The organism is Pseudomonas sp. B21-048, assembly GCF_024748615.1.
Lineage (GTDB): Bacteria > Pseudomonadota > Gammaproteobacteria > Pseudomonadales > Pseudomonadaceae > Aquipseudomonas.
This window is the reverse complement of sequence record NZ_CP087168.1, coordinates 1,080,112-1,105,322: the sequence shown is the minus strand read 5'-3', so window position 1 is coordinate 1,105,322 and position 25,211 is coordinate 1,080,112. Positions and strand designations below refer to the sequence as shown.

The 25,211-nt window shown below is 60.4% G+C and carries 22 protein-coding genes; 7 read left to right on the top strand and 15 right to left on the bottom strand.

Going from position 1 to position 25,211, the window contains the following annotated elements:
- Nucleotides 1-111: 111 nt before the first annotated feature.
- Nucleotides 112-2,742, bottom strand: coding sequence for a phosphoenolpyruvate carboxylase (ppc, locus tag LOY56_RS04945; protein ID WP_258620277.1), 2,631 nt, complete (start codon nucleotides 2,740-2,742; stop codon nucleotides 112-114).
- Between the two features lie 223 nt (nucleotides 2,743-2,965).
- Here ppc and LOY56_RS04940 point away from each other — a divergent pair, with 223 nt between their 5' ends.
- The 3 genes from LOY56_RS04940 (at nucleotide 2,966) to LOY56_RS04930 (ending at nucleotide 4,938) form a co-directional block, all read left to right on the top strand.
- Entirely contained in the window at nucleotides 2,966-3,292 is a 327-nt protein-coding gene (locus tag LOY56_RS04940; protein WP_038979122.1) for a hypothetical protein, read from the top strand.
- Between the two features lie 388 nt (nucleotides 3,293-3,680).
- Complete coding sequence (locus tag LOY56_RS04935; RefSeq protein ID WP_258620276.1) at nucleotides 3,681-4,094, top strand: DUF4398 domain-containing protein; 414 nt, start codon at nucleotides 3,681-3,683, stop codon at nucleotides 4,092-4,094.
- Nucleotides 4,095-4,149: 55 nt separating this feature from the next.
- Nucleotides 4,150-4,938: an OmpA family protein gene (locus LOY56_RS04930; RefSeq protein WP_258620275.1), complete on the top strand. Its 789-nt coding sequence runs from the start codon at nucleotides 4,150-4,152 to the stop codon at nucleotides 4,936-4,938.
- 116 nt (nucleotides 4,939-5,054) lie between these two features.
- On the opposite strand, the gene LOY56_RS04925 is transcribed toward LOY56_RS04930, so the two are convergent.
- The 14 genes from LOY56_RS04925 to LOY56_RS04860 all read right to left on the bottom strand — a co-directional run bounded on the left by LOY56_RS04925 (nucleotide 5,055) and on the right by LOY56_RS04860 (nucleotide 20,528).
- Entirely contained in the window at nucleotides 5,055-5,384 is a 330-nt protein-coding gene (locus LOY56_RS04925; RefSeq protein WP_008014068.1) for a hypothetical protein, read from the bottom strand.
- Nucleotides 5,381-6,295, bottom strand: coding sequence for an alpha/beta hydrolase (locus LOY56_RS04920; protein WP_258620274.1), 915 nt, complete (start codon nucleotides 6,293-6,295; stop codon nucleotides 5,381-5,383). The genes LOY56_RS04925 and LOY56_RS04920 overlap by 4 nt, the downstream gene beginning before the upstream one ends.
- 145 nt (nucleotides 6,296-6,440) lie before the next feature.
- Nucleotides 6,441-7,718 carry a flavohemoglobin expression-modulating QEGLA motif protein gene (locus LOY56_RS04915; protein WP_258620273.1) on the bottom strand — a complete coding sequence of 426 codons (1,278 nt, stop codon included), beginning with the start codon at nucleotides 7,716-7,718 and terminating at the stop codon, nucleotides 6,441-6,443.
- Nucleotides 7,719-7,753: 35 nt separating this feature from the next.
- Nucleotides 7,754-8,308 (bottom strand): hypothetical protein, encoded by a 555-nt coding sequence (locus LOY56_RS04910; protein ID WP_258620272.1) that lies wholly within the window; start codon nucleotides 8,306-8,308, stop codon nucleotides 7,754-7,756.
- Between the two features lie 74 nt (nucleotides 8,309-8,382).
- A complete protein-coding gene (locus tag LOY56_RS04905; protein WP_258620271.1) occupies nucleotides 8,383-9,099 on the bottom strand; it encodes a TetR/AcrR family transcriptional regulator in 717 nt (238 codons plus the stop codon).
- A gap of 103 nt (nucleotides 9,100-9,202) precedes the next feature.
- The gene (gene lysS / locus LOY56_RS04900; RefSeq protein ID WP_258620270.1) at nucleotides 9,203-10,705 is read right to left on the bottom strand and encodes a lysine--tRNA ligase; all 1,503 of its coding nucleotides are present in this window, start codon (nucleotides 10,703-10,705) and stop codon (nucleotides 9,203-9,205) included.
- Nucleotides 10,706-10,822: 117 nt separating this feature from the next.
- A protein-coding gene (prfB, locus tag LOY56_RS04895) for a peptide chain release factor 2 (protein ID WP_095920368.1) occupies nucleotides 10,823-11,918 on the bottom strand; the annotation gives its coding sequence in 2 pieces (ribosomal slippage) (nucleotides 10,823-11,845 and nucleotides 11,847-11,918; 1,095 coding nt in all).
- A 149-nt stretch (nucleotides 11,919-12,067) separates the two neighbouring features.
- Nucleotides 12,068-13,069 carry a diguanylate cyclase domain-containing protein gene (locus tag LOY56_RS04890; RefSeq protein WP_258620269.1) on the bottom strand — a complete coding sequence of 334 codons (1,002 nt, stop codon included), beginning with the start codon at nucleotides 13,067-13,069 and terminating at the stop codon, nucleotides 12,068-12,070.
- 48 nt (nucleotides 13,070-13,117) lie between these two features.
- A complete protein-coding gene (locus LOY56_RS04885; protein ID WP_258620268.1) occupies nucleotides 13,118-14,128 on the bottom strand; it encodes a chemotaxis response regulator protein-glutamate methylesterase in 1,011 nt (336 codons plus the stop codon).
- On the bottom strand, nucleotides 14,125-16,413 hold the full coding sequence (locus LOY56_RS04880; protein ID WP_258620267.1) for a hybrid sensor histidine kinase/response regulator: 2,289 nt from the start codon (nucleotides 16,411-16,413) through the stop codon (nucleotides 14,125-14,127). Before LOY56_RS04880 ends, LOY56_RS04885 begins: the two co-directional genes overlap by 4 nt.
- The gene (locus tag LOY56_RS04875) at nucleotides 16,410-17,093 is read right to left on the bottom strand and encodes a chemotaxis protein CheW (protein ID WP_258620266.1); all 684 of its coding nucleotides are present in this window, start codon (nucleotides 17,091-17,093) and stop codon (nucleotides 16,410-16,412) included. Before LOY56_RS04875 ends, LOY56_RS04880 begins: the two co-directional genes overlap by 4 nt.
- The gene (locus tag LOY56_RS04870) at nucleotides 17,090-18,373 is read right to left on the bottom strand and encodes a protein-glutamate O-methyltransferase CheR (protein WP_258620265.1); all 1,284 of its coding nucleotides are present in this window, start codon (nucleotides 18,371-18,373) and stop codon (nucleotides 17,090-17,092) included. Before LOY56_RS04870 ends, LOY56_RS04875 begins: the two co-directional genes overlap by 4 nt.
- The gene (locus LOY56_RS04865; protein WP_258620264.1) at nucleotides 18,370-18,906 is read right to left on the bottom strand and encodes a chemotaxis protein CheW; all 537 of its coding nucleotides are present in this window, start codon (nucleotides 18,904-18,906) and stop codon (nucleotides 18,370-18,372) included. Before LOY56_RS04865 ends, LOY56_RS04870 begins: the two co-directional genes overlap by 4 nt.
- Nucleotides 18,906-20,528, bottom strand: a complete 1,623-nt coding sequence (locus LOY56_RS04860; RefSeq protein WP_258620263.1) for a methyl-accepting chemotaxis protein — start codon at nucleotides 20,526-20,528, stop codon at nucleotides 18,906-18,908. The genes LOY56_RS04865 and LOY56_RS04860 overlap by 1 nt, the downstream gene beginning before the upstream one ends.
- Nucleotides 20,529-21,095: 567 nt before the next feature.
- Here LOY56_RS04860 and ydcS point away from each other — a divergent pair.
- The 4 genes from ydcS to LOY56_RS04840 all read left to right on the top strand — a co-directional run bounded on the left by ydcS (nucleotide 21,096) and on the right by LOY56_RS04840 (nucleotide 25,150).
- A complete protein-coding gene (ydcS, locus tag LOY56_RS04855; RefSeq protein WP_258620262.1) occupies nucleotides 21,096-22,247 on the top strand; it encodes a putative ABC transporter substrate-binding protein YdcS in 1,152 nt (383 codons plus the stop codon).
- A gap of 108 nt (nucleotides 22,248-22,355) precedes the next feature.
- Nucleotides 22,356-23,393 (top strand): ABC transporter ATP-binding protein, encoded by a 1,038-nt coding sequence (locus LOY56_RS04850; protein ID WP_258620261.1) that lies wholly within the window; start codon nucleotides 22,356-22,358, stop codon nucleotides 23,391-23,393.
- 1 nt (nucleotide 23,394) lies between these two features.
- Nucleotides 23,395-24,336: an ABC transporter permease gene (locus LOY56_RS04845; protein ID WP_258620260.1), complete on the top strand. Its 942-nt coding sequence runs from the start codon at nucleotides 23,395-23,397 to the stop codon at nucleotides 24,334-24,336.
- The gene (locus LOY56_RS04840; protein WP_258620258.1) at nucleotides 24,326-25,150 is read left to right on the top strand and encodes an ABC transporter permease; all 825 of its coding nucleotides are present in this window, start codon (nucleotides 24,326-24,328) and stop codon (nucleotides 25,148-25,150) included. The genes LOY56_RS04845 and LOY56_RS04840 overlap by 11 nt, the downstream gene beginning before the upstream one ends.
- The last annotated feature ends 61 nt before the right edge of the window (nucleotides 25,151-25,211 follow it).

Here is a 25,211-nt window from a genome sequence, read left to right as displayed (position 1 = left end):
GGTAACCCAAGTCGCAACCCCATCATTAACTGTCGCGTGACAGACCTTTTCGACCGCTCGCCAGCAGGCACTCGACGCTCGCGCCGGGTGCCTCACCCCACGACGAAAACCTTAGCCGGTATTTCGCAAACCGGCGGCAATCCCCGCCACAGACACCAGCAACGCCTGTTCTACCGGGCTGCCCTGAGCCACGTCCCGCAGCCGGGAACGCGCCAACAGTTCGGCCTGCAATAGATGCAGCGGGTCGAGGTAAGTGTTGCGCAGGCGGATGAATTCCAGGGTGGCAGGGCTATGTGCCAGTAGCTGCGACTGACCGGTCAACCCCAAGACCACCGCACAGGCCTGCGACAATAGGTCGCGTAAATGCGCACCCAAAGGGAGCAGATCCGGCTCGACCAGACGCTCGTCGTAAGACTGGGCGATATCGGCGTCGGCCTTGGCCAACACCATTTCCAGCATATCGATGCGGGTACGGAAGAACGGCCACTGCTCGCGCATCTGCCCCAACAACGCCCCTTCACCGCGCTCCAGCGCCTTGCTCAATGCCGCTTCCCAGCCAAGCCAGGCCGGCAGCATCAGACGCGTCTGGGTCCAGCCGAAGATCCATGGAATGGCACGCAGGCTTTCAATTCCGCCAGCGCGGCGCTTGGCCGGGCGGCTGCCCAAAGGCAAACGCCCCAACTCTTGCTCCGGGGTGGACTGGCGAAAATACTCAACGAACTGCGGATTTTCCCGTACCACGGCGCGGTAAGCCTTGACGCCATCGGCGGCCAATTCGTCCATCAAATGCCGCCAGGCAGGCTCAGGCGGAGGCGGTGGCAACAAGGTCGCTTCCAGCACCGCCGCCAGGTACAGATTGAGGTTTTGCTCGGCGATGTCCGGCAGGCCGAATTTGAAACGAATCATTTCTCCCTGCTCGGTGGTGCGGAAACGCCCCGCCACCGACCCCGGCGGCTGCGACAGAATCGCCGCGTGCGCCGGACCGCCCCCACGGCCCACGGTGCCACCGCGACCGTGGAACAACAGCAGCTCGACTTGTTGCTCGCGGCAGATGTCGACCAAGCGCTCCTGCGCCCGATACTGCGCCCAGGCCGCTGCGGTGGTGCCAGCGTCCTTGGCCGAGTCGGAATAACCGATCATCACTTCCTGCGGCCCTTGCAGGCGTGAGCGATAGCCCGGCAGCAGCAAGAGTTTTTCAATCACCGGGCCGGCGTTATCGAGGTCGGCGAGGGTTTCGAACAGCGGCACCACGCGCATCGGCCGCAATACGCCGGACTCTTTGAGCAGCAGTTGCACGGCCAACACGTCGGAAGCGGCGCCGGCCATGGAAATCACATACGAGCCGAGGGACGCCGCCGGTGCCGCGGCGACTTCCCGACACGTCGCCAGCACTTCGGCGGTGTCGGCAGATGGCTTGAAGTATGCTGGCAGCAATGGCCGGCGATTGTTCAGCTCGCGCATCAGGAAGGCAATGCGTTCCTCTTCACTCCAGTCTTCATAACGGCCCAGGCCGAGGTAATCGGTGATTTCGGTCATGGCTGCCGTATGGCGCGAAGAGTCCTGGCGCACATCGAGGCGCACCAGAAACAGCCCGAACGTCACCGCGCGGCGCAGGCAATCGAGCAGCGGACCGTCGGCGATGACGCCCATGCCACATTCATGCAGCGAGTGATAGCACAGCTCCAACGGGTCCAGCAGGTCGCGATTATTTTGCAGCACATCGGCCGACGCGGGCGTGGTTGCCGTCAAGGAGACATGGGCCCAATTACGGGTCGCGCGCAGGCGTTCACGCAATTGTTTGAGCACTGCGCGGTAAGGCTCGGCGCTGTCACCGGCCTTGGCCTTCAGTGCGTCACTGGCTTGCTGCATCGACAACTCGGCAGCGAGGTGATCAACATCGCGCAGATACAAATCAGCGGCCATCCAGCGCGCCAACAGCAACACCTCGCGGGTCACGGCGGCGGTGACGTTGGGGTTGCCGTCGCGGTCGCCGCCCATCCATGAGGCAAAGCGAATCGGTGCGGCTTCCAGTGGCAGGTGCAGGCCGGTGGCGGCATGCAGGGCTTGATCGGCCTTGCGCAAATAATTGGGAATCGCCTGCCACAGCGAATGCTCGATCACCGCAAAACCCCACTTGGCTTCGTCCACGGGTGTCGGGCGAGTGCGGCGGATTTCCTCGGTGTGCCAGGCTTCGGCGATCAGGCGCTGCAACTTCACTTTGATCTGCTCACGCTCGGCGGTGATCAGGTCACGGTGATCCTGGGCGGCCAGTTGCGCGGCGATCGCATCGTACTTCTGGATCAGCGTGCGACGCGCCACTTCGGTCGGGTGCGCGGTCAATACCAGCTCGATTTCCAGCCGCCCCAATTGCCGCGCCAGGGACTCGGCGTCATGCCCCGCCGTCAGCAGGCGGGCGAGCAGTTCCGGCAACACCCGGGCCTCGAACGGTGCGGGCTGCGACTCTTCGCGACGATGAATCAGCTGATATTGCTCGGCGATATTGGCCAGGTTGAGGAACTGGTTGAACGCCCGCGCCACCGGCAGCAATTCGTCTTCGCTCAACTGGTTGAGGCTGGCGCTGAGTTCGGCGTCCATCGAACCGCGACGATCAGCCTTGGCGCCTTTGCGGATCTGCTCGATCTTGTCGAGAAAGTCGTCCCCGTACTGTTCACGAATGGTGTTGCCCAACAGTTCGCCCAACAGGTGAACGTCCTCGCGTAAGCGTGCATCAATATCGGTCATCAGCAGTTCTCCAGCGAAAATCCGGGCGGCTATGCTTGGTTATTAGAGGCTCTGATATAGGGCTCTGATATAGAGAGTGCCGTCGTACAGCGCTTCTTACAAGCAGACGACCAAGGGACTTCAACTGAAGCTAGTCTCAACAATAAGCCGTACAACGGCTTGCCGCCGGCCACCGCCGGACACTCACCCGGCCTGCCACGAGCAGGTGCGCAATGAGGTCATCATGAAAATCCGCGAACTCGCCAAGCACTGGGAAGAAAACGCCAAGGGTCGCCTGACCGACTCGGGCTACACGATTCGTCTGGACGTGGAAGCCGCCGCGCGGCTGGCGGCGATTATCGAAATGTACCCCAAGCGGCACCCCGAAGAATTGCTCGGCGAGCTGATCGGCGCCGCCCTCGAGGAGCTCGAAGCGAGCTTTCCGTACGTGAAAGGGTCAACGGTGGTGGCTACCGACGAAGAAGGCGATCCGCTGTACGAAGACGTCGGCCCGACCCCGCGTTTTCTCGCCTTGTCCCGTCGTCATTTGCACGATTTATCGACCGATTGACAAGCAAAAACACTGAATTTTCCGCCGAACTTGGGAGCGGGCTTGCTCGCGAAAGCGGTGTGTCAGACAACAGAGATGTTGAATGTTAAGCCGCTTTCGCGAGCAAGCCCGCTCCCACATTGGCTTGCATATTCCTTCGATAATTGCATGTTCCCGGGGCCATGAAATGCTCGGGCATACCGCTGCGCATCGCTAAAATTCCCGATTTGGAGCCTTGTCCGCTCGGTCAAAGTTTTTCGGGCGAAAAGCCATCTTATCTGAACTTTTAAAAAAAACTTCGGGTCAACCCAATAACCACGCCTGGGACGGCCGTTTAAAAACGCTCTGGAAATTGAAGGTTGCGGCTCCTTGCCCAGGATGGATTCAGATGTTTTTCAGGAGTTATCCAATGGAGTTGAAGACCATGAAGACCAGCACTGCCCCATCCTCGTTCACCCATCTGCGCAGTCTCAAACTGGCCGCCCTGGCCATAGGCAGCAGCTTCGTTCTGGCCGGTTGCGCCGGCAATCCGCCGAGCGAGCAATATGCGGTGACCCAATCTGCCGTGAACAACGCCGTCAGCGCCGGTGGTACCGAATTCGCCGCCGTAGAAATGAAGGCCGCTCAAGACAAACTCAAGCAAGCCGAAATCGCCATGCACGACAAACAGTATGACGAAGCCAGAATGCTGGCCGAGCAAGCCGAGTGGGACGCGCGCGTCGCCGAGCGCAAGGCCCAGGCGATGAAAGCCGAACAGGCTGTGAAGGACGCCCAGAAAGGTGTTCAGGAACTGCGTCAGGAAAGCCAGCGCACCGTGCAATAAGCGCGCATCCGATTTCCGAACCTGAAACGCTTGTCGATAGAAAGGACGAACCATTATGCGCAATCAATTGATAATCCCCGCCCTCCTGGCCGTCAGCGTTGCACTGGCTGCCTGCTCCACACCGCCCAACGCGAATCTGGAGCAAGCCCGTACTAACTACGCCGGCCTGCAAGCCAACCCGCAAGCCAGCAAAGTCGCGGCGCTGGAAACCAAAGATGCCAGCGAATACCTGGACAAGGCCGACAAGGCTTACCTGGACCGGGAAGACCAGGCCAAGGTCGACCAACTGGCTTACCTGACCAATCAGCGTGTTGAAGTGGCCAAACAGACCATCGCCCTGCGCACCGCTGAAAACAACCTGAAAAATGCCGCGGCACAACGGGCCCAGGCTCGTCTGGATGCCCGCGACCAGCAGATCAAACAACTGCAAGACAGCCTGAATGCCAAACAGACCGATCGCGGCACGCTGGTGACGTTTGGTGATGTGCTGTTCGCCACCGACAAGGCCGACCTGAAGTCCAACGGCCTGGTGAATATCAACAAACTGGCGCAGTTCCTTCAGGAAAACCCGGACCGCAAAGTGATTGTCGAAGGCTACACCGACAGCACCGGTTCGGCGTCGTATAACCAGTCGCTGTCCGAGCGGCGTGCGACCTCGGTGCAAGTGGCCCTGGTCAAGATGGGGGTAGACCCGGCACGCATCGTGGTCCAGGGGTATGGCAAGGAATACCCGGTTGCGGAGAACTCCAGCATTTCGGGCCGTGCGATGAACCGTCGGGTGGAAGTGACGATTTCCAATGACAACCAGCCTGTTGTCCCGCGCTCGTCGATCAGCGCCAAGTAAGCTGGCCACGCTGAAACTTAAAAGCCCCGCCTGAATTGATCAGGCGGGGCTTTTAATTGGCTGAACACTCAATCTACGGGTAAACAACACCCTGTGGTTGCCAACGGATGTGGAGGTTACTGCTCAAGTTTTTGCGGCGTTTCCTGACCCATGCAGCGCACGGCTTTTTTCTTGCTGTTGATCAGCACGCCGGTCAGGCCTTTCTGGTCGGTGTCGAACAGCACCAGCACGCCATCGATGCACTGGGCCACTTGCGGGGCCGGTTCCAGGGAGACTTTATAGTCTTCGCCCGGCACGGTCTTGAGCATGGTGAAGTCGCTGAGCAGCAGCGCATCTTCGGGTTTGGCGAAGTGCAGGTAGCCGTACCACCACAGGGCGCCAACGGTGCCGAGGATGCTGCAAATACCGGTGATGATCAGCGGGATAGCGTTACGTTCTTCACTCATTGCGGACTCTCTGGTGGCTCATCTTCAGAATTCGGGGGTGCCGGGTAATTGGGGACTTCACCCAGGCGACGCAGGCCGTCGAAATGCTGCGGGTCTTCGAGGTAGCGCAGCATGACCTTTCGCCAGGCCGGGTCGGCGAAGGTTTGCACATGACCGCCCCGGGTCAGTTGCAGCACTCGCGGCGGCGGCGCAGCTTGATACAGACGGATGCCATTGGAAAGGGGCACCAGTTGATCATCGATACTGTGATAGATCAGTTTCGGTACGTCGTTGAGCTGCTTCATGGAATGGATCGCGCTGTCACCGTCCGGGACCAACCAGGACAACGGCACCTGAAACGGCCAGGTCATCCATGACGTGCTCAGGGCAAAACGCCCGACATCGCGGTAACTGGCAGGCACACCATCGAGCACAAACGCCTTGAGTTGCCGCTGGCGCTCGGGATGCTGGGCCAGGAAATGCACGGCCATCGAACCGCCAAGGCTCTGACCGAGAAGGATCAGCGGCTTGCCCTTGACCTCTGGGGCCTGGTCGAGCCATTTGAACGCGGCATCGATGTCCTGATAGATCGCCGGCAACGCGGCTTTACCTTCGGACCAACCGTACCCGCGATAGTCCACCAACAGCACTTGATAGCCCTGCTCCGGCAACCACCAGCTCCCACCCAGATGCCACGCCAGGTTGCCGCCGTTGCCGTGCAGATGCAGCACCGTGCCTTTGACCTCGACACCTTTTTTCGCCGGCAGCCACCAGCCATGCAGCTTGAGGCCATCGGCAGTAGTCAGGGTGACGTCGCGGAACTCGAGTTTGGCTTTTGCCGGGGTGAACGGCTGACCGGGCTCGGGGTAGAACAGCAGAGAGTCGCAACCGCCGAGGGTCAGGAGCAGGCAAAAGATGCCGAGGATTCTCATCCGGTGAAGCCTCGCAGTGATGTACGAAATCGATCGTTCCCATGCTCCGCGTGGGAATGCATCCCGTGACGCTCTGCGTCACAGAGGACGCAGAGCGTCCATGGCGGCATTCCCACGCAGAGCGTGGGAACGATCAGTGGGTGATTTACAGGATATTGGAATAATCCGCTTCGATCCGGTCCAGGCTCAGGTGGTTGAGGAAGTTGGAGAAGCACATCCAGGCCGACAGCGCGTTCATGTCACGGAATTGGTCGGGCAGGTACTTGGGCGGCACCACCAGGCCTTCGTCCACCAATTGGCGCAAGGTCCGCATGTCTTCCAGCGTGGTCTTGCCACAAAACAATAGCGGTATCTGCTCCAGCTTGCCTTTACGCACGGCCAACTGAATGTAGTTGTAAACCATGATAAAGCCCTTGAGGTAGGACAAGTCTTTGGTGAATGGCAGACCGGTCGGTACCGAGCCGCGGAAAACCCGACTGGCATTACCATAGCTTTCGGCCATTTCGAAACCTTGCTCACAGAAGAAATCGTAGATCTGCAAGAAGTCCGCGCCCTCCTCCACCATATGAATGGCACGGGTGCGGTTGGTCAGTTTGCGCAGGCGGCTCGGGTAGGAGGCGAAGGTGATGATTTCCATCAGGATCGCCAGGCCTTCCTGGGTCACGGTGGACGACGGCGGGCCTTTGGACAGGAAGGTGCAGATTGGCTGATTCAGGCCGTTGAGCGTGGTGCCCACATGCACCAGCCCTTCGTGGACTTCCAGCGCACGCACATCACGGTCGTTGAACATCGCGTCGGCGCGGATCTTGATGTAGTCGGCGCCGGCTGCGGCATCGGCGACGATCCCGTCGGATTCGAATACCCGAATGGTTTCCTCGTTTTCGCCAAACACCTTGTTCAACCGATGTTGCAGCAGGTCGACGGCTTCCTTGGCGGTGAGAAGTTTCGGTTCGTCCTTGAGGTCGCCACGGCCATCGATGTTGTTCAGGTAATCGGAGAGCATCAGGCCCAGGTCGGCCAGGGTCGGGTCACCGGCGTGAAACGCATCGGACGCCGCGCCATACAATTCCTGGGAAATCAGCCCGAAATCCTCGGTGCCGCGCGCTTCGAGCATGCGCACCACCATCCGGTATTCCTTGCACATGCGGCGCATGATCTGGCCGACCGGGTTGAACTGGCCGAGCTGGCGGGTGATGTCGCGCTCGATGTTCTGGAATTCCAGCTTCACTCTGCTGGAATCAAATGCCAGCGGTCGATTGAGGTAATAGTCGCGGTCCACGGCCGGCATTTCCTTGCCCTTGCCTTTGAGGAACCCCTTGCGAATGCTGTCATCCCACTTGACCGCATCCAGAACGCGAATCGGCGTCTGCGCCAGCACTATGCGATCGGACAAAATGCGTATCGTCTGCTGGTATTCGTCCACCCGAAACTCCTGTAGTAAAACCGTTACGTCTGGATTTATTTGGTTTTGGCCAGGCGCTGGTAGCGCACCGCTTCGACGAAAACATCGGAATTGGCCGGGTCGTCGAGGTAGGCAAACACCTGATCCAGGCTGCTGTTGATCAACACCCCATCGCCGTCGTCGGTCCGGAAGCCTTGGCCACTGAGGGCTTCTTGGCCCATGGCTTGTTTGATCTGCTCGAGGTCGAGGTTGTAGACCACCAGTTCGTGTTTATCGTTGAGCTCGAAACCTGTGATAGTGAAATTCCCGCCGAACTGCGCCGGCACCTTCGCCGACAAGTACCAGCGATTGCCGTGGCGCGACACGGTAAAGGGATAGGCCTCACGCTCATGGGGCTTGGCCTTGAAGTAGCTGACCGCCTGATAGCGATTGTCGCCAATGCGCGTCAGTTCCAGGTTCATCGGCTCGCCCCAGGCATTGGTGCTGGTCCATTTGCCGAGCAGCCCTTTGGGCGCGGGCTCGCTGGCGGGCAGCGGCTCCTTGAAGGTCACCAGACAGCCACTGAGCAGCAGGATCGACAAGGCGATCACCATGACGCGCCAGGCTTTCATTCAACACTCCCTATCGATGCACGATGACTTTTGATCGTTCCCACGCTCTGCGTGGGAACGGTCGGAGTACCGGGTTACACCGACGCCAACACCAAATGCATGTAGCGGTTGAGGATGCCGAGCATTTCGGCTTCGGCCGCAGGCTCGGTGTCGTTGAGCAGGCCCTGATATTCCATCCGTCCGATAATCGCCGTCAACACTTTGGCATCTTGTTGCGGCTCACGGGAACCCAATACCTCGAAAAAATGGCAGGTACCCTGCAGCAGAATTTGCTGATGGGAGCGCACCAACTCCGCCAGACGCGGGTTCAACAGCGCCTCCTGACGGAACGCCTGCTCGGCCATCAAGTGCTCACGACGGTTGTGCAGCTGGCGCTGTACGTAATCGGCCGTCAACCGCGCAATATCGTCCGCCAGTTGTGAGCGAGACTCGGCGCTGCCATCGCCGTAAGCGACCATCTCGCGCAGCACGCCTTCATTGTTGGCCCACAACTTGGCCATGAACGCCGCGCTGCGCTCCACGTATTGGGCGAAGGTATCGGTGAGCAGGTCATCGATGTCCTTGAAATAGTAGGTGGTGGCCGATAGCGGCACACAGGCCTCGGCGGCCACCGCACGGTGTCGCACAGCCCGCACGCCATCGCGCACGACAATGCGCATCGCCGCGTCGAGAATCTCCTGCCGACGCTGTTCGCTGCCCTGTCGGCTGGCCTTGCGACCCTGGTACTGAACACTTTCAGCGACCGCAGTGGCGATACCCGCTGCACCTTCTTGAGCCATTGCACGATTCACGACAGGTATTCCTCTCTAAACGTCAAAAGTAACCAATTGATACGTTTGTACCAGACAGGCAATAAAAAGCCGCCTGTTATCGGCGGCTTTTTAATTGAAACACTTACGCTTGTGGCCGCATGTGCGGGAACAGGATCACGTCGCGGATCGACGGAGAGTTGGTCAGCAACATCACCAGACGATCGATGCCGATCCCTTCACCGGCGGTCGGCGGCATGCCGTACTCCAGCGCACGAACGAAGTCGGCATCGTAGTGCATGGCTTCGTCGTCGCCGGCGTCCTTGTCGGCCACCTGCGCCATGAAACGCTCAGCCTGGTCTTCCGCGTCGTTCAACTCGGAATAGGCGTTGGCGATTTCACGACCACCGATGAACAGCTCGAAACGGTCGGTGACGTTCGGGTTCTCGTCGTTACGACGGGCCAGCGGCGACACTTCGAATGGGTACTGGGTGATGAAGTGCGGCTGCTCCAGTTTGTGCTCGACCAGCTCTTCGAAAATCATCACCTGCAGTTTGCCCAGACCTTCAAAGCCCAGCACCTTGGCGCCGGCCTTCTTGGCGATGGTGCGGGCCTTGTCGATGTCAGTCAGGTCGTCAGCAGTCAGCTCGGGGTTGTACTTGAGGATCGAGTCGAACACCGACAGACGCACGAACGGCTCGCCGAAGTGGAACACCTTGTCGCCGTAAGGCACGTCGGTGCTGCCCAGAACCAGCTGAGCCAGTTCGCGGAACAGCTCTTCGGTCAGGTCCATGTTGTCTTCGTAGTCGGCGTAAGCCTGGTAGAACTCCAACATGGTGAACTCAGGGTTGTGACGCGTCGAAACGCCTTCGTTACGGAAGTTGCGGTTGATCTCGAAGACTTTTTCGAAACCGCCAACCACCAGACGCTTCAGATAAAGCTCAGGCGCGATACGCAGGAACATTTCCATGTCCAGCGCGTTGTGGTGAGTCTCGAACGGCTTGGCCGCCGCGCCGCCTGGAATGGTTTGCAGCATCGGCGTTTCCACTTCCAGAAAGTCGCGCTTCATCAGGAAGCTGCGGATGTGCGCAATCACTTGCGAGCGAACGCGGAAGGTCTGGCGCACATCTTCGTTGACGATCAGGTCGACGTAACGCTGACGGTAGCGCTGTTCGGTGTCGGTCAGGCCATGGTGCTTGTCCGGCAGCGGGCGCAGGGATTTGGTCAGCAGACGCACGCTGGTCATTTCGACGTACAGGTCGCCTTTGCCGGAACGTGCCAGGGTGCCAACGGCTGCAATGATGTCGCCCATGTCCCAGGTTTTCACCGCGGCCAGGGTGTCTTCGGACAGGGTTTTACGGTTGACGTAAACCTGAATCCGCCCGGACATGTCCTGGATCACCATGAACGAGCCACGGTTGAGCATGATGCGACCCGCCACCTTGACCGGGATTGCAGCCTCTGCCAGCTCTTCCTTGGTCTTGTCCGCGTACTGTTTCTGCAAGTCTTCGCAGTAATTGTCGCGGCGGAAGTCGTTGGGGAAGGCATTGCCCTTGGCGCGCTCGGCAGCAAGCTTTTCCTTGCGCAGGGCGATCAGGGAGTTTTCTTCCTGTTGCAGGGCTTGCGGGTCGAGTTGTAGGTCGCTCATGTCTTTAAATATTCCATCAGGTTCGTTGCCCCCAGCCTTCGGCTGGGGATCGCGGGCAAGTCGGGTCGCCGCATCGCTCGCTCCTACAGGGTCGTATTGACCCCCGCAGGGCGTGCGTTAAAGCCCTTGTTTCAAGCTGGCCACCAGGTATTCGTCGATGTCGCCGTCGAGCACCTTGTCGCAGTCGCTGCGTTCGATGTTGGTCCGCAGATCCTTGATCCGCGAGGCATCGAGCACGTACGAACGGATCTGATGACCCCAGCCGATGTCCGACTTGGTGTCTTCCAGAGCCTGGGAAGCAGCGTTGCGCTTCTGCACTTCCTGCTCATACAAACGCGCCCGCAACATTTTCATCGCGGTGTCTTTGTTCGCATGCTGGGAACGTTCGTTCTGGCAGCTGACCACGGTGTTGGTCGGTACGTGAGTAATCCGTACGGCCGAGTCGGTGGTGTTAACGTGCTGACCACCGGCACCGGAGGAGCGGTAGGTGTCGATGCGCAGGTCCGACGGGTTGATGTCGATTTCAATGTTGTCATCGATTTCCGGCGAAACGAACACGGCCGAGAACGAGGTGTGACGACGGTTGCCGGAGTCGAACGGGCTCTTGCGCACCAGACGGTGCACGCCGATTTCGGTACGCAGCCAGCCAAAGGCGTATTCGCCCTTGATGTGCACGGTAGCGCCTTTGATACCGGCGACTTCACCGGCCGACAGCTCCATGATGGTCGCGTCGAAACCGCGTTTGTCAGCCCAACGCAGATACATGCGCAGCAGGATGTTGGCCCAGTCCTGAGCCTCGGTACCGCCGGAGCCGGCCTGGATGTCCAGGTAGGCGTTGTTGGCGTCCATCTCACCGCTGAACATGCGACGGAATTCGAGTTTTTCCAGGGACTCGCGCAAGCGCTCGACTTCGGCGGCGACGTCATCGACGGCGGCCTGGTCTTCTTCTTCGGCGGACATCAGCAGCAGGTCTTTGGCATCGGCCAGGCCACTGTGCATTTCGTCGAGGGTTTCGACGATCTGAGCCAGCAGCGACCGCTCGCGGCCCAGCTCCTGAGCGTACGACGGGTTGTTCCAGACACTCGGATCTTCAAGCTCGCGATTGACTTCAGTCAGACGCTCATGCTTTTGATCGTAGTCAAAGATACCCCCGAATAGTTTCGGAGCGCTCGGACAGGTCCTTGATACTGTTAAGGATCGGGTTGATTTCCATGGCGGGCAGCACTCGTTGGCGAACTTTTGAAAGCCGGCGAGTATAACGTAATCAAGCTGTCAAGGCAGCCCGCCTGGCGGCTTTAGCGGCGAATGGTTTTTGGCTGAACATCATGTAGACGTTGCGCTCCGAAGGGCAGTTTCAGCGCCTTATTCGATTCCGACCTGATTGCGCCCATTGTTCTTCGCCAGGTACAGCCCCTTGTCCGCCGCCGAGATCAATTGACGGCAATCGCTGCCCGGCTGCGGGATCAAGGTCGACAGGCCGATGCTGATGGTCAGGCTCGAACCTTCAGTCGGGAAAATGTGCGGGATCTTCAGCGCAGCCACGGTCAGGCGGAGTTTTTCCGCCACCAGCCGCGCACCGCCCGGCGAGGTGTTGGGCAGGACCAGAACGAACTCTTCGCCGCCGTAACGGGCCGGCAGGTCCGATGGCCTGGCGCTGGCATCGCGAATCGCCGTGGCGACTTTGCGCAGGGCCTCATCGCCTTCAAGGTGGCCGAAGCTGTCATTGAAGGACTTGAAGTAGTCAACGTCGATCATCAGCAACGACAGTTGGGTCTGGTCACGCAGCGAACGCCGCCACTCCAGCTCCAGGTATTCGTCGAAATGCCGGCGGTTCGACAGCCCGGTCAGGCCGTCGGAGTTCATCAAGCGTTGCAGCACCAGGTTGGTGTCGAGCAACTGCTGTTGGCTGACCCGCAGCGCGCGGTACGCCGCGTCACGCTGCAGCAGGGTCATGTAGGAGCGCGAGTGATAGCGGATGCGCGCCACCAGTTCGATGTTGTCCGGCAGTTTGACCAGGTAATCATTGGCACCGGCGGCAAACGCCGCGCTCTTGATCAGTGGGTCTTCCTTGGTCGACAGGACAATGATCGGAATGTCCTTGGTCGCCGGATGGTTACGGTATTCGCGCACCAGGCTCAGGCCGTCGAGGCCGGGCATGACCAGATCCTGAAGGATTACCGTCGGCTTGATGCGGATCGCCTGGGCGATGGCCTGGTGCGGGTCGGCACAGAAATGGAAGTCGATGTTTTCTTCGTTCGACAAACCACGCCGCACCGCCTCGCCGATCATCGCCTGATCGTCCACCAACAACACCATCGCGGCGTTTTCGTCGGTTTTGAAGTCGTCGAGCTGTAAATCATTCATGTGCGGTCACCTGAATACTGCTTGGGCCACGATTGCTGCTAATGATAGTCATTTTTGGAAAATCTCCAGCAATCGTGGCGCTATCTTGTCCAGTGGGCGAATTTCCACAGCCGCGTTGATGGCTGCGGCCGCTTTGGGCATTCCGTACACGGCACTGCTGTTCTGGTCTTGAGCGATGGTCAGGTAGCCCTGTTGGCGCATGAGTTTAAGCCCCTGCGCGCCGTCGCGCCCCATCCCGGTCAGCAGCACGCCCACGGCATCACCGCTCCAGTAACTGGCGACACTTTCGAAAAACACATCGATCGAAGGCCGATAGATCTCGTTGACCGGTTCGGCGGTGTAGGCCAGCGTGCCGTTTTTCAGCAAGCGAATATGATGATTGGTCCCGGCCAGCAGGACCGTGCCGCTTTGCGGTGCCTCGCCTTCCTGGGCCAGGCGCACGTCCAGGCCACTGGCGCTGGCCAGCCATTCGGCCATGCCGGCGGCGAACACCTGATCCACATGCTGGACCAGTACGATGGCCGCCGAAAAATTCCGTGGCAGGCCTTTGAGCAGCACTTCCAGCGCCGCCGGCCCGCCTGCGGATGAACCGATGGCCACCAAATGCTGGCGCGAGGAGGAGTGGCGGTGCGAGCTCAGTGCCGGTCGCATCCGATTGCTCTTGTCGCCAATCAGCCAGCCAATGTTCATGATCTTGCGCAGCAGCGGTGCGGCGGCTTCCTGAGGATTGCCGCCCCCGATAGCCGGGGTATCAACCACATCCAGCGCGCCGTAGCCCATGGCTTCGAACACCCGGTGCACATTCTGCTCGCGGTCAACAGTGACAATGACAATCGCGCACGGGGTCTCGGCCATGATTCGCCGGGTCGCTTCCACACCGTCCATCAACGGCATGATCAAATCCATCAGGATCAGATCCGGAGTGTATTCGGCGCAACGTTGCACCGCCTCGGCCCCATTGCCGGCGACCCAGACCACCTCGTGTGCCGGTTCGAACGCCAAAGCGCGGCGCAAAGCCTCTACCGCCATGGGCATGTCGTTGACGATAGCGATTTTCATGCCCGCGCGCCTCCAATGAGCTCAACCACTGCATCCAGCAAAGCGTCATCATGAAAACTCGCTTTGGCTAGATAATAGTCGGCCCCGGCGTCCAGTCCACGGCGGCGGTCTTCTTCACGGTCCTTGTAGGACACCACCATCACCGGCAGGGATTGCAGGCGGTTATCGCGGCGCAATAAAGACACCAGCTCGATGCCATCCATGCGCGGCATGTCGATGTCGGTGATCAGCAGATCGAAATCCTCCGAACGCAGGGCGTTCCAGCCATCCATACCGTCCACCGCCACCGCGACGTCATAGCCGCGATTGAGCAGCAATTTGCGCTGCAACTCCCGAACGGTCAGCGAGTCATCCACCACCAGAATCCGTTTACGCGCCGCTTCGACGGCCTGATTGGCATGCCGGGCAATGCGCTCCAGACGGCCGGTATTGAGCAGTTTGTCCACCGAACGCAGCATGTCTTCGACGTCGACGATCAGCACCACCGAGCCGTCGTCGAGCAAGGCCCCGGCGGAAATGTCCTGCACTTTGCCCAAGCGCTCGTCCAGCGGCAGCACCACCAACGTCCGCTCGCCGATAAACCGCTCGACCGCTACCCCGTAGATCGCCTCGCGCTCGCGGATGACCACGACTTTGAGGGTTTGCGCGCTGTTCTGGCTCGCCGGGCGATGCAACAGCTGACTGGCGGCGACCAGCCCGACATGCCGGCCTTCATGCCAGAAATGCTGGCGCCCTTCGACCTGCACGATGTCCGACGGCGCCAGGTCGCACATGCGCTCGATGTGCGCCAGCGGGAAGGCATACGCCTCGTCACCGACTTCCACCACCAGGCTGCGCACCACCGACAGCGTCAGCGGCACCTCGAGATGAAAGCGACTGCCCTCGCCCGCCGTCTGCTCCAGCACCACGGCGCCGCGCAATTGGCGAACCATGTGCTGAACCGCATCCAGCCCGACACCGCGCCCGGAGACTTCAGTGACGGAGTCGCGCAGGCTGAAACCCGGTAGAAACAGGAACGTCAGCAGCTCCTCTTCGCTCAACTGGGCGGCGGTTTCGGCTGGGGATAACTGCCGCTCGACGATGTTGCGACGGAGTTTTTCCAGATCGACGCCATTGCCGTCATCGCTGAGCTCCAACACCAGCAGACCGGCTTGATGGGACGCGCGCAGACGGATCACGCCCTCCTCCGGTTTACCGGCCAATAGCCGTTGTTCCCGGGTTTCGATGCCGTGATCCACCGCATTGCGCAGCAGGTGCGTCAGCGGCGCTTCGAGTTTCTCCAGTACGTCGCGGTCGACTTGAGTCTTATCGCCCTCGATCTCCAGCCGCACCTGTTTGCCAAGGTTGCGGCCGAGATCACGGACCATGCGCACTTGCCCGCTCAGCACGTCGGCGAATGGCCGCATGCGACAGGCCAGCGCCGTGTCATACAACACCTGCGCGCGCTGGCTGGCATGCCAGGCGAACTCATCCAGTTCGGCATTCTTTTCCGCCAGCAATTGCTGGGACTCCGCCAGTAACCGACGGGCATCGCCCAAGGCTTCCTGGGCTTCGAGACTCAAGGCATGGTCCTTGAGATGGACGTTAAGGTTTTCCAACGCCCGCAGGCCGTTGCTCTGCATGCGCTTAAGGCGCTGCATAGTGGCCAGATGCGGCTTGAGCCGCTGGGTTTCCACCAGTGATTTACTGGACAAATCGAGCAGGCTGTTCAAGCGCTCGGCCGTGACGCGCAATACGCGTTCGCCACTTTCGGTGGTGCGTTTGGCCATGGGCGCTGGTTCGGCGGGCGCTGCCGGGGGAGCTTCGGTGGTGGCCGGCATAGGCGGCTCAACCTTGGGCGTCGGCGGTTCCAGCTGAAGTTCTGCCATCGGCGGCGTCATGGGGGCAGTGGCCGCCATGTGATCAAGCAACCGTCCCATCAAGACGACATAAGCGTCGATATCCGCGGGCGCCGGAGCGTTGCCCGGCGTCGCAATCCGCATCAGCAGATCGGTGCCTTGCAACAATGCATCGATGTGTTCGGGCCGCAGGTACAGGCGCCCTTCCTGGGCGCTGACCAGGTAATCTTCCATCACATGGGCGACGCTGACCCCGGCATCGACACCGACAATCCGTGCCGCGCCCTTGAGCGAATGGGCCGCGCGCATGCACGACTCAAGGTAATCGGCCTGGGTCGGATCGCGCTCAAGCGCCAAAAGACCTGCGCTCAGCACCAGGGTCTGGGCCTCGGCTTCGAGGCTGAACAGCTCCAGCAAAGAGGCGTCACGCATTTGCTCGGGGGTCATGTGAGGCTCCGGGTCACGGCGGACAGCAGCTGTTCTTCATCCAGCCAACGCAGGCTGCGACCTTTGAATTGCAAGACGCCACGGGTGTATTTGGCGCTGGTTTGAGTGCCGGACCGGGACGCCCCATCGAGAATGCGCTCGTCGATGGCGTGAATTCCGTCCACTTCGTCCACTGGCACCACCACCGGCCCGCCGTGGGCAGCGATGATCAGCATCCGCGGCGTCACCCGCGCGCCGGACGCCACGCCACTGGTGGCGTCGAGCCCCAGCAGTTCCACCAGCGACAGGCACGCCACCAAGGCACCACGCACATTCGCCACGCCGAGCAACGCCCGGGAGCGCTGATGCGGCAACGAGTGAATCGCCTGCAGCGGCGCCACTTCGACCAGGCTGCGGGTGGCCAGGCCCAACCATTCTTCGCCGAGGCGAAACATCAGCAGCGAGCGGGTTTTCACATCGCTCTCGGCCACTGTGGAAACTTGCTCGCGGTCGTCCTGCTGCAACGCATAGCGGTCGAGCAAGCGCGTGGCCGCGGCCGAATACACTGCGCAATTGCGGCAATGAATGTGCTCGCTCAGCAGCGGGCAGGACTGGTCGCCGTGGATACCGATGCGGTTCCAGCAGTCATCGATGGCCTGGGCATCTTCATGGGTGACGCGCAAGGTGTCGGCGGCGTTCATCGTTTACGCTCACTGTCAGCGGCGCGCTCGCTGCGGGCGGCGCGGGCCTGCAATCGTCTGGCACCGGCCGTGTCGCCCTGGGACTGCAGCAAGGCGGCCAGATGCATCAACGCGTCGGGATGTTGCGGTTCGAGGTACAACGCCTTGCGATAAAAACCCTGGGCCTCGAGGGCGCTGCCGGCGACATCGCTGAGCAGCCCCAACCAATAGAACACCTGCGCCACCGGCTCGTGACTGCGCAAAAAACTTTCGCACGCGGCGCGGGCCTCGGCGCTTTTACCTTCATTGGCCAGCGCGGTGATGTTCGCCAGCAGCGTGGCGGCGTCCGAAGGTGTGGTTTTCGAAGGGCTGGCGGCGACCTGAGGCATCGGCACGACCGTCGCGAAAGGCCGACTGCGCACTGGCGGCGGTATCACGCTGCGCACCGGATGTTGCACCGGAAGCGGCGTCGGCGTCGGCACGAAGGTTGCCACCGGGTCCGACGCACTTTGACGACTGAAGGCAAACGACTGCGGGATACCAATCGAGCGCATGCCGAAACGCCCCAACAGACTCCCCTCCGCCGGGCCGATAAACAGCACGCCGTCGACGTGGGTCAGGCGCTTGAGTACTTCGAACACTTGCTGCTGGGTCGGCTGATCGAAATAGATCAGCAAATTGCGGCAGAACACGAAGTCATAAGGTGGCTCACTGGCCAGCAAGGCCGGATCGAGCAAATTGCCGACCTGCAAACGCACCTGCTCAAGCACGCGCCCGCTAAGACGATAGTGGTCGTTTTCAGCCGTAAAATGCCGCTCGCGGAAGTCGATGTCCTGACCACGAAACGAATTTTTGCCATACAGCGCGAGCCTGGCTTTTTCCACCGACAGCGGGCTGACATCCATGCCGTCGACCTTGAACTGGTGCGGCGCCAGCCCGGCATCGAGCAATGCCATGGCGATGGAGTACGGTTCTTCCCCGGTGGAACACGGCAGACTGAGAATCCGCAGGGCGCGCATGTTATTGATCGCCGCCAGCCGCTTGGTCGCCAGTTTCGCCAGCGTGGCGAAGGATTCCGGGTAACGGAAAAACCAGGTCTCGGGGACGATTACCGCTTCGATCAGCGCTTGTTGTTCGTCGCGCGAGCCCAGCAAGGTGTGCCAGTACTCATCGGCCGTCAGCGCACGCGCCGCCGTGCAGCGCTGGCGCACAGCGCGTTCGATGATCGCCGGGCCGACCGAGCCCACATCAAGGCCGATACGCTCTTTGAGGAAATCGAAAAACCTTTGATCGCTGCTCATCCCTGCTCCTCAAACTGCGCCAGGTCCAACGGCGGCGAGGGAAACAACAAGGCGCGGACCTGTTCGTCCAGCAAATCGGCAACCCGCACCCATTGCAGTAAACCCTGGGCATCTTCGCGCACCGGCCCGAGGTACGGCGCCTGGCGATTGTCCAGGCCATAAGGCTGAAAGTCCGCCGGGTTGCAGCGCAACGTGTCGGTGGCCTGTTCCAGAATCAGCCCGAGCAATTGCGCAGGCGTCGCCTCATCCGGCCGATAGTGCACCAGCACCAGACGCGTGCTGGTGCGAGCCTGGGCCGGTTGGCCGAACGTCAGGGCGCTGAGGTCGATCACCGGCACTACCGCGCCGCGATAGGCGAACACCCCGGCCATCCAGTCCGGCGCCCGGGGAATGGGTTTCAACGGCAGTTGCGGCAGCACTTCGGCCACCTCGATGGCCTGCAAGGCGTAACGCTCATTGCCGATGCGGAACACCAGAAACAACGACTGTTTCACTGGCATCACCGCGCCGCGTTTGACCGCGAGCTCGCTCATCAGACTTTGAATCGCGAGACGCCGCCACGCAGCCCCACGGCCACCTGACTCAGTTCATCGATGGCGAAACTGGCCTGACGCAGGGACTCGACGGTCTGGCTGCTGGCATCACCCAACTGCACCAACGCGTGGTTGATCTGCTCGGCGCCGGTGGCCTGGGCCTGCATGCCTTCATTGACCATCAACACCCGTGGCGCCAGCGCCTGAACCTGATGGATGATCTGCGACAGCTGCTCGCCCACCGACTGCACCTCGGACATGCCACGACGCACTTCTTCGGAAAACTTGTCCATGCCCATGACCCCGGCCGACACCGCCGACTGGATCTCACGCACCATCTGCTCGATGTCGTAGGTGGCCACAGCGGTTTGGTCCGCCAGACGCCGCACTTCGGTGGCGACCACGGCAAACCCGCGACCGTATTCACCAGCCTTCTCGGCTTCGATCGCGGCGTTCAGGGACAGCAGGTTGGTCTGGTCGGCAACTTTGACGATGGTCACCACCACCTGATTGATATTGCCCGCCTTCTCGTTGAGGATCGCCAGTTTGGCGTTCACCAGATCCGCCGCGCCCATCACCGAGTGCATGGTGTCTTCCATGCGCGCCAGGCCTTGCTGACCGGAACCGGCCAGCACCGACGCCTGATCGGCGGCGGTGGAGACTTCGGTCATGGTGCGCACCAGGTCCCGCGAGGTGGCGGCAATTTCACGCGATGTCGCGCCGATCTCGGTGGTGGTGGCCGCGGTTTCGGTGGCGGTGGCCTGCTGCTGCTTGGACGACGCGGCAATTTCCGTGACCGACGTGGTGACCTGCACCGAGGAGCGCTGGGCCTGGGACACCAGCGACGTGAGCTCGGTCATCATGTCGTTGAAGCCGGTTTCCACCGCGCCGAACTCGTCCTTGCGATCAAGATCCAGGCGACTGCTGAGATCGCCGGTGCGCATGATTTCGAGGATCTGCACAATGCGGTTCATCGGCGCCATGATCGCGCGCATCAACAGCAGGCCGCAGAGGCCGGCAACGATGATCGCGACCAGCAAAGAGACGCCCATGCTGATTTTGGCGGCCGTTACCGCATCACTGATGGCCAGCGTGGATTGTTCAGCCAGGGCGTGATTATTTTCAAGAAGGCTGCTCACTTGCTTGCGCCCATTGGCCCATGCCGGCGTGAGCTTTTGCTCCAGGGCAAGACGCGCGGCCTCGTACTCTTTGCGCTGATAGAGGTCGAGGACATTGCTCAATTCTTGATTGTAGAGCCGATGACGCACTTCGAACTCCTCGAAGAGGGCCTGATCGTCCGGTGTGAAAATGGTCTTGCGGTAGTGGGCCATCTGCTCGTCCAAGCGCTCTTCGAAGCTCTTGTACATGGCTTGATCGGCGGCGGTGATTTCGCGACGCCCCGAAAGGCCGACAATCTGCTGGGTGAGGTTAAAACTGTCGACCCAGGCACCACGGATCATTGAACTGAAATACACACCGGGCACTGCATCGATACGGACCCTGTCTGCACCGGCGTCGATCTTCATCAGCCGAGAAAAAGACACCACGACCATCAACAGCATGATCGCGATAATTACCGCAAAGCTCGCCAAAATGCGTTGGCGCAACGTCCAGTTCTTCACAGTCAGTCCTCGGTGCGGGTCAAATTGCGGGCTAGTATAGCCGAGGGCGGTGTTTCATTTCTCAGACGCTGAGCTCCGCTTCTCATTCGGCCTGCAAAAAGCCGGGATTCGGCAGAAACGGACCGTGAATCGGTCATTGGGGAAAGCTGTCGCAGCCGAAGACGCCATCGCGAGCAGGCCCCACACCTTGATTACTGTCGCGCACAGACTATGTGCACGGCAGATCTATTGTGGGGGCTTACCCGCGAAAGCGATCGAAAGACCTACATAAGCATCTAGAAAGCCACCGGCCTGGATCGAAAGCGCCGACGCCTCTCGATGAGAGTGCTTGAGGATGTTGCGCAACGGTCAGGCAAACAGGCTGCAAAGCCCTCACGAATCTATTTCATCGAATCCAGCCTTGAAGATTTGTCGACCGTGAAACCGCGCACCAGGCTGGATAAACCCATAAGACAACCCGGCCTCAATCTGCCCCTCACAAAGCGCACTAAGCTAATAACAAGCCACTCACGGTGCATCACCCGTTCAACACTGCCCCGACCATAATTTAAACAAGAGGGTTCACCCATGCTCGTGCACAAGACCGCACTGCTCAGTGCAATCACCACAGCGCTGTTGACCAGCGCCAGCCTGCAGGCCGCCGAACCGCTGAAAGCCGTCGGTGCCGGGGAAGGTCAGCTGGATATCGTCGCCTGGCCTGGCTATATCGAACGGGGCGAAACCGACAAGGCCTACGACTGGGTGACTGGTTTCGAGAAGGAAACCGGCTGTAAGGTCAACGTCAAGACGGCCGGCACGTCCGATGAAATGGTCAGCCTGATGGCCAAGGGCGGTTACGACCTGGTGACGGCGTCCGGCGACGCCTCCCTGCGTCTGATCGCCGGCAAACGTGTGCAGCCGATTAACACGGCATTGATCCCCAACTGGAAGAATCTCGATCCACGCCTGAAGGATGCACCATGGTATGTGGTCAACAAGCAGACTTATGGCACCCCGTATCAATGGGGTCCGAACGTGCTGATGTACAACACCAAAGTGTTCACGCAACCGCCGACCAGTTGGGGCGTGCTGTTCGAAGAGCAGAAGCTGTCCGACGGCAAATCCAACAAGGGCCGCGTGCAAGCGTATGACGGCCCGATCTACATCGCGGACGCGGCGCTGTACCTGAAAACCGCCAAGCCGGAACTGGGCATTACGGATCCGTACCTGCTCGACGAAAAACAATACCAGGCTGTTCTCGACTTGCTGCGCGCCCAGCAAAAGTTGATCCACCGCTACTGGCATGACACCACCGTGCAGATGAGTGACTTCAAGAACGAAGGCGTGGTGGCTTCCAGCGCTTGGCCCTATCAGGTCAACGGCCTGATGAACGAGAAACAGCCGATCGCCTCGACCATCCCGAAAGAAGGCGCTACCGGGTGGGCCGACACCACTATGTTGCACGCCGAGGCCAAGCACCCGAACTGTGCCTACAAGTGGATGGACTGGTCGCTCACGCCAAAGGTCCAGGGTGATGTGGCGGCGTGGTTCGGTTCGTTGCCGGCGGTTCCGGCGGCGTGCACAGGCAGCGAATTGTTGGGCGCCGAGGGTTGCAAGACCAACGGTTTCGACCAGTTCGAGAAGATCGCCTTCTGGAAAACCCCGCAGGCCGAGGGTGGCAAGTTTGTGCCTTATAGCCGCTGGACCCAGGATTACATCGCGATTATGGGAGGCCGCTAACACCAACTGATCATTCCCACGCAGAGCGTGGGAACGATCATCAATAAAGATTTCAGAAGTCCAGGCAAGACCACTGTGACGATCCTCGCCTTTTCGGAGCACCGCACCATGACGCTTGCAGTCCAGTTCACTAACGTTTCCCGTCAATTCGGCGAAGTGAAGGCCGTTGACCGGGTTTCTATCGATATCCAGGACGGCGAGTTCTTTTCCATGCTGGGTCCCTCCGGTTCGGGCAAAACCACTTGCCTGCGCCTGATCGCCGGTTTCGAACAACCGAGCGCCGGCTCCATCCGCATTCATGGCGCCGAAGCCGCCGGGCTGCCGCCGTATCAGCGCGACGTGAACACCGTGTTCCAGGATTACGCGCTGTTCCCGCACATGGACGTACTCGACAACGTCGCCTACGGTTTGAAAGTCAAAGGCGTCAGCAAGTCCGAACGCCAAAAACGCGCCGAAGAAGCCCTCGACATGGTCGCTCTCGGCGGCTACGGCGAGCGCAAACCGGTACAACTCTCCGGCGGCCAGCGCCAGCGTGTGGCCTTGGCCCGCGCGTTGGTCAATCGCCCTCGTGTGTTGTTGCTCGACGAGCCCTTGGGCGCCCTCGATCTGAAACTGCGCGAGCAAATGCAAGGCGAGCTGAAGAAGCTGCAACGCCAGCTCGGCATCACTTTTATCTTCGTCACCCACGACCAGACCGAAGCGCTGTCGATGTCCGACCGCGTGGCGGTGTTCAATAAGGGCCGCATCGAACAGGTCGACACACCGCGCAACCTCTATATGAAGCCGGCAACCACGTTCGTCGCCGAATTCGTCGGCACCTCCAACGTGATTCGCGGCGATCTGGCGCAGCAGTTGATCGGCAATCCACAGCCGTTTTCGATCCGCCCGGAACACGTGCGTTTCGCCGAAGGCCCGCTGGCCAGCCATGAAATCGAAGTCAGCGGTCTGCTGCATGACATCCAGTATCAAGGCAGTGCGACACGCTATGAACTGAAGCTGGAAAACGGCCAGACCCTGAACATCAGCCATGCCAATGTCCAGTGGCTGGATGTCAGCACGCAACATCAGACCGGGCAACGCATCAGCGCTCGTTGGGCGCGCGAGGCGATGATCCCGCTGCACGACAATGTTGTGGGCGGGGTGTGAGATGAACAGCGTGGCCGCGCCTCACCCCCCCAGCTCGCCATTGCGCTGGTTTTCCAACCTGCTGTACCGCCGGCCGAACCTGTATTTATCGATGCTATTGGTGCCGCCGTTGCTCTGGTTTGGCGCAATCTATCTCGGCTCGCTGCTGACCCTGTTGTGGCAAGGTTTCTACACCTTCGACGACTTCACCATGGCGGTCACGCCCGACCTGACCCTGGCGAATTTCACCGCACTGTTCCAGCCGTCAAACTTCGACATCATCCTGCGCACCCTGAGCATGGCCATCGTCGTGTCGATCGCCAGTGCAATCGTGGCGTTCCCGATTGCCTACTACATGGCGCGCTACACCAGCGGCAAGACCAAGGCGTTTTTCTACATCGCGGTGATGATGCCAATGTGGGCCAGTTACATCGTCAAGGCGTACGCCTGGACCTTGCTGCTGGCCAAGGGTGGCGTGGCGCAGTGGTTCGTTCAGCACTTGGGGTTGGAGCCGGTGTTGCAGTTCGTGCTCGGGATTCCGGGAGTGGGCGGCAGCACCTTGTCGACCTCGCATCTGGGACGGTTCATGGTGTTTGTCTACATCTGGCTGCCGTTCATGATCCTGCCGATTCAGGCGTCACTGGAACGCCTGCCGCCGTCCTTGCTGCAAGCCTCGGCGGATCTTGGCGCCAAGCCGCGTCAGACCTTCATGCAAGTGATTCTGCCGCTGTCGATTCCGGGCATCGCAGCCGGTTCGATCTTCACCTTTTCGCTGACCCTGGGCGACTTCATCGTGCCGCAACTGGTGGGCCCACCGGGCTACTTCATCGGCAGCATGGTCTACGCCCAGCAAGGGGCAATTGGCAACATGCCGATGGCGGCGGCCTTCACACTGGTGCCGATCGTGCTGATCGCCATTTACCTGTCCATCGTCAAACGTCTGGGGGCTTTCGATGCGCTCTGATGCGTCATCTCAAGATCGGGCATCCCTGGGCCTGCGCATCGCCGCCTGGGGCGGATTGGTGTTCTTGCACTTCCCGATCCTGATCATCTTCCTCTACGCCTTCAACACCGAAGACGCGGCGTTCAGCTTTCCGCCCAAGGGCTTCACCCTGAAGTGGATCGGCGTGGCGTTCTCCCGGCCCGATGTGCTGGAAGCGATCAAGCTGTCGTTGCAAATCGCCGCCGTCGCAACGCTGATTGCGATGGTCCTCGGCACCCTCGCGTCGGCGGCGTTGTACCGACGGGATTTCTTCGGCAAGCAAGGCATCTCGCTGATGCTGATCCTGCCGATTGCCCTGCCCGGGATCATCACCGGGATCGCGCTGCTGGCGACTTTCAAAACGCTGGGGATTGAACCGGGGATATTCACCATCATCGTCGGTCACGCGACCTTCTGTGTGGTGATCGTCTACAACAACGTCATCGCCCGCTTGCGCCGAACGCCATACAGTTTGATTGAAGCCTCGATGGACCTCGGCGCCGACGGTTGGCAGACCTTTCGCTACATCGTCCTGCCGAACCTTGGCTCGGCGATGCTGGCTGGTGGCATGCTGGCGTTTGCCCTGTCGTTCGACGAAATCATCGTCACCACCTTCACCGCCGGCCATGAACGCACCTTGCCGCTGTGGCTGCTCAACCAGCTCAGCCGCCCACGGGACGTGCCGGTGACCAACGTTGTCGCGATGCTGGTGATGATGGTGACCATGTTGCCGATCCTCGGCGCCTATTACCTGACCCGGGGTGGCGAAAGCGTTGCGGGCAGTGGCGGGAAATAGATCAGGAACAGACAACCACTATCTCTTGTAGGATTCGGTTCCGACAGAAAAACAACAGCTT

Excerpts from the sequence above, each read along its gene's own strand:
- ydcS (WP_258620262.1), top strand. The coding sequence starts at position 21,096 with ATGCTCGTGCACAAGACCGCACTGCTCAGTGCAATCACCACAGCGCTG.
- LOY56_RS04850 (WP_258620261.1), top strand. The coding sequence starts at position 22,356 with ATGACGCTTGCAGTCCAGTTCACTAACGTTTCCCGTCAATTCGGCGAA.
- LOY56_RS04940 (WP_038979122.1), top strand. The coding sequence starts at position 2,966 with ATGAAAATCCGCGAACTCGCCAAGCACTGGGAAGAAAACGCCAAGGGT.
- LOY56_RS04925 (WP_008014068.1), bottom strand. The coding sequence starts at position 5,384 with ATGAGTGAAGAACGTAACGCTATCCCGCTGATCATCACCGGTATTTGC.
- LOY56_RS04885 (WP_258620268.1), bottom strand. The coding sequence starts at position 14,128 with ATGAAAATCGCTATCGTCAACGACATGCCCATGGCGGTAGAGGCTTTG.
- LOY56_RS04845 (WP_258620260.1), top strand. The coding sequence starts at position 23,395 with ATGAACAGCGTGGCCGCGCCTCACCCCCCCAGCTCGCCATTGCGCTGG.
- LOY56_RS04920 (WP_258620274.1), bottom strand. The coding sequence starts at position 6,295 with ATGAGAATCCTCGGCATCTTTTGCCTGCTCCTGACCCTCGGCGGTTGC.
- ppc (WP_258620277.1), bottom strand. The coding sequence starts at position 2,742 with ATGACCGATATTGATGCACGCTTACGCGAGGACGTTCACCTGTTGGGC.
- LOY56_RS04875 (WP_258620266.1), bottom strand. The coding sequence starts at position 17,093 with ATGAACGCCGCCGACACCTTGCGCGTCACCCATGAAGATGCCCAGGCC.
- LOY56_RS04910 (WP_258620272.1), bottom strand. The coding sequence starts at position 8,308 with ATGAAAGCCTGGCGCGTCATGGTGATCGCCTTGTCGATCCTGCTGCTC.
- LOY56_RS04890 (WP_258620269.1), bottom strand. The coding sequence starts at position 13,069 with ATGAATGATTTACAGCTCGACGACTTCAAAACCGACGAAAACGCCGCG.
- LOY56_RS04840 (WP_258620258.1), top strand. The coding sequence starts at position 24,326 with ATGCGCTCTGATGCGTCATCTCAAGATCGGGCATCCCTGGGCCTGCGC.
- LOY56_RS04930 (WP_258620275.1), top strand. The coding sequence starts at position 4,150 with ATGCGCAATCAATTGATAATCCCCGCCCTCCTGGCCGTCAGCGTTGCA.
- LOY56_RS04870 (WP_258620265.1), bottom strand. The coding sequence starts at position 18,373 with ATGAGCAGCGATCAAAGGTTTTTCGATTTCCTCAAAGAGCGTATCGGC.
- lysS (WP_258620270.1), bottom strand. The coding sequence starts at position 10,705 with ATGAGCGACCTACAACTCGACCCGCAAGCCCTGCAACAGGAAGAAAAC.
- LOY56_RS04935 (WP_258620276.1), top strand. The coding sequence starts at position 3,681 with ATGGAGTTGAAGACCATGAAGACCAGCACTGCCCCATCCTCGTTCACC.
- LOY56_RS04880 (WP_258620267.1), bottom strand. The coding sequence starts at position 16,413 with ATGACCCCCGAGCAAATGCGTGACGCCTCTTTGCTGGAGCTGTTCAGC.
- LOY56_RS04865 (WP_258620264.1), bottom strand. The coding sequence starts at position 18,906 with ATGAGCGAGCTCGCGGTCAAACGCGGCGCGGTGATGCCAGTGAAACAG.